Here is a 6,072-nt window from a genome sequence, read left to right on the forward strand (position 1 = left end):
TTCCTCATCACAGAAGCGAAAATGCCTCAAAAACTCATCCCAAATCATCGCACGATAAATTCAAAACAGCTTCTAAGTATGGTATTGTTGGCAAAGGCAGTGCAGACGTTGCCTATCGGTACAGCCTATCCGGTGTGGACAGGTATTGGTGCGGTAGGTACAGTGGTGCTTGGCATCGTGTTCTTTCACGAGCCGGTATCCTTTCTCCGTCTTTTCTTCATCTCTACTTTGATAGCCTCCATTATCGGATTGAAGCTGGTCTCACATTGATGAGCCATTCTCTTTCAAGTTACCGTTCAATAAAAATTGAATACCGCAAACATCCTCTGTAGGGGCGTATCGCATACGCCCTGAAAACATCTTCGTGGATGAGTTGGCTCATTCGGGCGTATGCGATACGCCCCTACACAGGCTATTTTCGGATTCGTTATCTTTTTGTAGAACTCTGTGTCCGCTGCGATGAAATGTTCCTAATCTATGATTTCAAAACGCACGAGGATGGAATAGTTCTTCTTGATGGTGCGGAAACTGTCGAATGATGCCGCATCGGAAGAAAGCACATTGCTTTGTGCAAACGGAAAAGCCGTGTTGCTGCTTTCTTCTACGATGCGTATGACATTGCCTAATTTCTTGCCCAATGCTTCTACCAGGTAAGCGGCTTTCTGTTGTGCAGCCTTTAATGCTTCGATTTTTCCTTTTTGGTGATATGCCGGCATGTCTTTGTTTTCCAACTCGCCTATACGCATGGTGTGTATGCCTTTTGTATCTATTCGCCTGACTATTTCATTTATCTGATTGAAGTCGGTCAGTGTAATGTCAAAGCTCTTGGAAACTAAGAAGTCCTGTCCTTGCTGGCGCCAATAGTCGCCGATTTCTTGTGTACGGACGGCGTTGGGCGAGATGCCAGCTTGGGTAAGTGCATCCCTCAATCCTTGTTCTATTTCCGATAAGGGCACTTTGGTACGGTATTCTTCGGGCTTCGATTTCCCGTCAAACTCTTCTTCGAAGTATTCGCGGATTTCGATGAGGTAATGGATTTTGTCGGGAACAATCTCGATTTCGGATGTACCTGTCACTTCGATGTAACGTTCGTTTGTCTGCGCTTGCAGCGAAAAGGTCGCCCACAGGCTGATAACTAATGCTAACACGTTTGTTTTCATAAAAAGACTATTTGATTTCAAATTCTGTATTCAACTCTATACTCTTTCCTGCCAAGCCGAAGGGTTTGCTTATCCGGTATTTCCCTTTGGGCAGATGATAATATTTACCAACAGGAAAACGGAAACAATGCAACAACATGCCTTTATGCATTATAAATTCGTCATCAGGCCATATCATGCAGGAAACTTTCATTTCCGGGGAAACCCATTTCTCTTCCTTCCAAACATCTATGTCCCAATACCTCCCGAATGATAGTTGTGCGTTCGTTGGATTTGATACAAATATATTGACGGCGTGCACATTCTCCCAATATACAGCATGTTCCGCCCACATGGAAACAGGCTTATCCTTGTATTCATCCGGCAAGTCTTTGGCGTACCAAAGGCAGCATTCCGGTATGTCGTAGACAATGGTATCCTTGTCTGGCAATGTATCTTGACTGCTTATTCGAATGTTTGTAGCCGTATCGTTTCCACCGGTTATAGCCGGCTCTTTGTCCGGTGTGGCTTCCGGTTGTAGTTGCTGTCGCTTGTTGCTACAACTTATGCAAATAGCGCTGGATAATGTTATAAACAGGATAATACTTTTCATAGTGTATATTCACCTTTTTGTTTGATAAATACAAAGTTACATAATATTATTCACTATTTTTCAGAATAAAAGCAATATCTTTTCAGAAAAAAAGAATATGCCGCAACACGCCTTTTTCATTTACCTGTAGGGGCAGGGTTTGCCTGCCCGAATACATCCACGTAGGTGCATACAGGCGGGCGAACCCCGCCCCTACATGGGTTCATTGCGGATATTCAATAGTATCATAGCAAGACGCAGCCGGTTGCGGAAGCCCGCGGATATAGGTGTGTCGGCAAACGCATATAGGTGCATCTGCTGTAAGATTATTAATCTTACACCAGACGAAGCTATCTGCGTTGAGGCAAGAAGATAATAACGAAAGCCTTTCAAGTAATCTGAGTGAGATAAAGACAGTTTAGTGATGTGCGCCGAACGGGACGGAGACAGCATGTCGGAATTGTGACATCAACAAAATGCATAAATCTATACCGATAGCATAATGAGTGATTTGTCTTTTTTTGAATATCCTTTAGGGCTGAAAGGATGTCCGTATCATTCAGTGCTTCCATAAGCATCCGGTTCTGTCATAGCCAAACATTCTTCAAAGGTGATACCATCCTTGTTTTGCTCTGTGGCGGTAGTCTGTTCCGCGACAACCACTAACCGGTGCTGGTGCGGATGATGACGGTGGCGATATCCGCTGCATTTTGCTTTTTTGCCACTTGGCAACGATAAGAAGAAAATGGAAGTTTACACGTGTGATTCAGAGAGTTACGTTCTTTTTCACAATCTTGCTTTTTGGGTACTCGATTTGGCAACCGTTCTAATTGCCGCAGTCTACATCGCTTTGCTTGTTCGGGAAACTCTTACGGTACAAAGGTATGAAAAATATTCAGACTGAAAGAATCATTCCAAAAATTATTTTAGTCAGAATATTGAGCATTCATCCTTATGCAGTCTTGGTTGGAAGCAATTAACGAACAAGGAAGCCACGGTAAAGGCAACTCCTACTCCTACCACGCCTGCCCATCCGTAATGTTGCCAAAACAGACCTGAAACGAACGTACCAGCAGAACCGCCCAGAAAGTAGATGGTCATATAAACGGTATTGACTCGGTTGATGGCGGATGCGTCAAGGGAAACCACGCTGGTCTGATTTGACAAATGGATGCATTGCATTCCTGCATCAATCAAAAGGATGGCGATTATCATCCACAAGTAGCTGTCATTTCCAAAAAATGCCAACAACCATGCAGCCAATACCACACATCCTCCGACAATAGAGAAAAACCTTGCGCCATACTTTTGGATATAGCCGCTGATGAAAACCACCGTGGATGCACCTGCCAGTCCGCACAAACCGAGTGCGCCGATAATATCGTCACTCGCGAAGAAAGGCTCTTGCTTCATTCGGAAAGCAAGACAACTCCATAAAGCGAAGAACGAGCCATAAGCCAACGCCGCCCTCAAAGAAGCGATACGCAAGTACGGATATTGGGATAACAGGTGCAACAGGGATTTCATCAGACCCGCATAATTTTCACGTGAACGAGCAGGCAGAACGGGAAGCATCTTGTAAATCATAAGAAAGCATCCAAGCATAAACGCACAAGCGACGAAATAAACGGAACGCCATCCCCAAACATCAGCGAGAAAGCCACTGAATACCCGTGAACCAAGAATGCCTATTAGCAGACAGGACTGTATAATCCCCACGTTGCGCACCTTGTGTGCGGGTGCTGAATGATAAGACACCAACGGGATGAAGAACTGCGGCATGACCGAAGACGCTCCGGCAAGCAAGGATGCACCCCATACCCAATAGATGTCCGGGGAAAGGGCTATGGCAAGCAATGCGCACGATGAAATGATATAATTGGTCAATATCAGCTGCTTTCGTGAAACCAAATCGCCAAGCGGAATGACAAACACAAGTCCGACTACATAACCTATCTGGGTCAATGTCGCAACCATGCTGGCAGAAAAGTCGCTTACCCCAAAATCCTTTGCCATGCTGCCCAACAAAGGCTGGTTGTAGTAGCAGTTGGCAACGGAAAGCCCGGTAGCGACTGCCATCAGAGCCAGCAGAGGTGCCGGAATGCCGTGGTTTTCTCTCAATTCATATTTCATCATTTATTCCTCCTTTCAGTATGACACAACTTTCAATCCAATCAAGGAGGCAATGAGCGTGAACAGGAAGAAAAGCCGTATGGGAGTGGCCGGCTCTTTGAAAACGAATATCCCAATCAAGACCGTGCCGACCGCTCCGATACCCGTCCAAATGGCGTATGCCGTGCCCAATGGCAAAGTCTGAACCGCTTTGGCAAGTAATGCCATACTCAATACTGTGGAAGCCAAGAAACCGCTTCCCCACAGATAAAAATCAATACCTGATGCCTCTCTCGTTTTTCCCAAGCAAAATGTAAGGCTTACCTCAAACAATCCTGCCAAAAATAAAATTATCCAATTCATACCTATGATTTATTAAATTCGGGTGCAAAAGTAAGCAAGTAATTTCTAACCGTTTTTTACATTTGGTAAAAACGGATTTTGCATTTGACAAAAAACAGCTGTTTGTATCTGTTTCTGTGCGTTATTTTATAATTTTGTACCACAACAAAATGACTTATGGATATAAAGGAAATCATCAACCTGAGATATGCCATGCCGGATGCGTCTTTGGACAAGTTGCGGCAATGCCTGACGGAAGTCTCATACCCAAAAGGATTCCAAGTGTTGGAATATGGCAAGATAGAAAAAGACATCTTTTTCATCAAGAAAGGCATTGTCCGCGCCTATACTTCGGTGGACGGAAAGGACATTACCTTTTGGGTCGGCAAGGAAGGGGCGACTCTCGTTTCCATGAAAGGATACGTGAACGATGAGCCGGGATATGAAACGATGGAGCTGATGGAGGATTCAGTCCTGTATGTATTGGAAAGAAAAAAACTGAAAGAATTGTTTTCAGAAGACTTGCACATCGCCAATTGGGGGCGGCGTTATGCGGAAATGGAATTACTTGCCACTGAGGAACGATTGATTTCCATGTTGTCTGCCATCGCTTCGGAACGGTATAAGGAGTTGTTAGAGAAAGAGCCTGATTTGTTGCAACGGTTACCATTGGGAAGTATCGCAACCTATTTAGGTGTCACACAAGCGAGCTTGAGCAGGATTAGAGCACAAATAAAGTGACGTTTCAATCAGCGGGTAGCAAGCGGTTTTGGTCTGCCCAAAACACAAACTTGCTACCCTCCCGTTGGCATTGTTTACAAACCCAAGCCTTTGTCCTTTCTGTGCGGTGCAACCGTCCTCCTAATGGATGAGAACAGCTTGTTGAACTGCTCCTTGAACCATTCGCCAATCAGTTGCCTGTTGATGGCAAGTGCGAGTTTCGATTTGTCTTTCGGGTCCTTCACCACTTGGAAGCCTGCCCTTTCGGTCTTAAACTTCCGCTTGTGTTCCTCCGAATAGAGTTCGCCCTCGTAGAACAACGGCTTGCCGCTGATAAGCGTGGCAGTCTGCTTCTCGTTGAAGCCGACTTTGAGGCAGAACTTCTCCATATACACCAACTCTTGGAACAGCGGAAACCATTTCTTGGCTTTCTGAATAACGGATTTCAGGAATGACACTTCCTTTTGGTGTTCCGCTTCCTTGTCCGCCATTTCCCTGTGGTGCTTGGCTTGCAGTTTCATAAGCTGGCGGCTGTGTTCCTCCTGCTGCCGCTGCATTTGCCGTTGCAACAGTTCGATGCTTTCGTTACGGACGGCAACCTCGCCTTGCAGGGTGCGGTTGTCGGCTTCCAGTTCTTTTAGCTTGCCGCTGCCCAAAAGAGAACCGACCTTTGCCACGAGTGCCGTCTTCGCTTCGGTCTTGGCGGCTTCCAGCTTCTCCGACTTGATTTCCTTTCGCACTTCGTCAAGCTGCCGTTCAGCCTGTTGTTGTGCGGTCTGCAACTGCCTTACGTTGGCTTCAAGCTCTCCCGTCTGCCGTTTCAGGTCACGGTAGTATTGGGCGGTGGTGGTATGCCGTGCTTCCGAACCCCGTATGCCACGCTGTAAGCCGTATTTCGCCATTGCTTTTGCGTAAATCTGTACAAGGGATATTCCTCTTTGCAATCAAAAGAGTTAGAAGAATTACCTCATTTGGGGATAATGAGTAGACAACTGTCCTATTTGCCGTGGTCTGCATCGCTTTGCTTGTTCGGCTAACCCTTCCGTAGAATAAAGGTACAAAATAAGAACAGAAGAAAGAATATCTATGTCTTTCTTTCTTCTGTTTATAAATGGAACAAAATAACGAAAATCAAATAAGTTCAGTTGCTATCTATTCTTACCACTC

General features: G+C 45.4%; 7 protein-coding genes. 2 read left to right on the plus strand and 5 right to left on the minus strand.

All coding sequences use genetic code 11. The annotated features are described in order from the left end of the window. Positions 1 to 270, plus strand: a 270-nt coding sequence (locus H9625_RS16830; protein ID WP_225226482.1) for a DMT family transporter, incomplete at its 5' end; no start/stop codon positions are given. A 200-nt stretch (positions 271 to 470) separates the two neighbouring features. Here the strand turns inward: H9625_RS16830 and H9625_RS16835 are convergent. The 4 genes from H9625_RS16835 to H9625_RS16850 form a co-directional block, all read right to left on the minus strand. Further along, the gene (locus H9625_RS16835; RefSeq protein ID WP_191765471.1) at positions 471 to 1,160 is read right to left on the minus strand and encodes an SIMPL domain-containing protein; all 690 of its coding nucleotides are present in this window, start codon (positions 1,158 to 1,160) and stop codon (positions 471 to 473) included. 7 nt (positions 1,161 to 1,167) lie between these two features. Beyond that, complete coding sequence (locus H9625_RS16840; protein WP_022041110.1) at positions 1,168 to 1,752, minus strand: immunoglobulin-like domain-containing protein; 585 nt, start codon at positions 1,750 to 1,752, stop codon at positions 1,168 to 1,170. 909 nt (positions 1,753 to 2,661) lie between these two features. Continuing rightward, positions 2,662 to 3,864 (minus strand): MFS transporter, encoded by a 1,203-nt coding sequence (locus H9625_RS16845; RefSeq protein ID WP_191765476.1) that lies wholly within the window; start codon positions 3,862 to 3,864, stop codon positions 2,662 to 2,664. A 15-nt stretch (positions 3,865 to 3,879) separates the two neighbouring features. Next, complete coding sequence (locus tag H9625_RS16850) at positions 3,880 to 4,206, minus strand: DMT family transporter (protein ID WP_191765473.1); 327 nt, start codon at positions 4,204 to 4,206, stop codon at positions 3,880 to 3,882. Between the two features lie 156 nt (positions 4,207 to 4,362). Here H9625_RS16850 and H9625_RS16855 point away from each other — a divergent pair, with 156 nt between their 5' ends. After that, positions 4,363 to 4,926 (plus strand): Crp/Fnr family transcriptional regulator, encoded by a 564-nt coding sequence (locus tag H9625_RS16855; protein ID WP_191765475.1) that lies wholly within the window; start codon positions 4,363 to 4,365, stop codon positions 4,924 to 4,926. A gap of 74 nt (positions 4,927 to 5,000) precedes the next feature. Here H9625_RS16855 and H9625_RS16860 read toward each other — a convergent pair whose 3' ends face one another. Continuing rightward, the gene (locus H9625_RS16860) at positions 5,001 to 5,807 is read right to left on the minus strand and encodes a recombinase (RefSeq protein ID WP_225226483.1); all 807 of its coding nucleotides are present in this window, start codon (positions 5,805 to 5,807) and stop codon (positions 5,001 to 5,003) included. Positions 5,808 to 6,072: the final 265 nt, after the last annotated feature.

This window comes from Phocaeicola intestinalis (assembly GCF_014837065.1).
Classification (GTDB): domain Bacteria; phylum Bacteroidota; class Bacteroidia; order Bacteroidales; family Bacteroidaceae; genus Phocaeicola; species Phocaeicola intestinalis.

Excerpts from the sequence above, each read along its gene's own strand:
- H9625_RS16835 (WP_191765471.1), bottom strand. The coding sequence starts at position 1,160 with ATGAAAACAAACGTGTTAGCATTAGTTATCAGCCTGTGGGCGACCTTT.
- H9625_RS16840 (WP_022041110.1), bottom strand. The coding sequence starts at position 1,752 with ATGAAAAGTATTATCCTGTTTATAACATTATCCAGCGCTATTTGCATA.
- H9625_RS16845 (WP_191765476.1), bottom strand. The coding sequence starts at position 3,864 with ATGAAATATGAATTGAGAGAAAACCACGGCATTCCGGCACCTCTGCTG.
- H9625_RS16850 (WP_191765473.1), bottom strand. The coding sequence starts at position 4,206 with ATGAATTGGATAATTTTATTTTTGGCAGGATTGTTTGAGGTAAGCCTT.
- H9625_RS16855 (WP_191765475.1), top strand. The coding sequence starts at position 4,363 with ATGGATATAAAGGAAATCATCAACCTGAGATATGCCATGCCGGATGCG.
- H9625_RS16860 (WP_225226483.1), bottom strand. The coding sequence starts at position 5,807 with ATGGCGAAATACGGCTTACAGCGTGGCATACGGGGTTCGGAAGCACGG.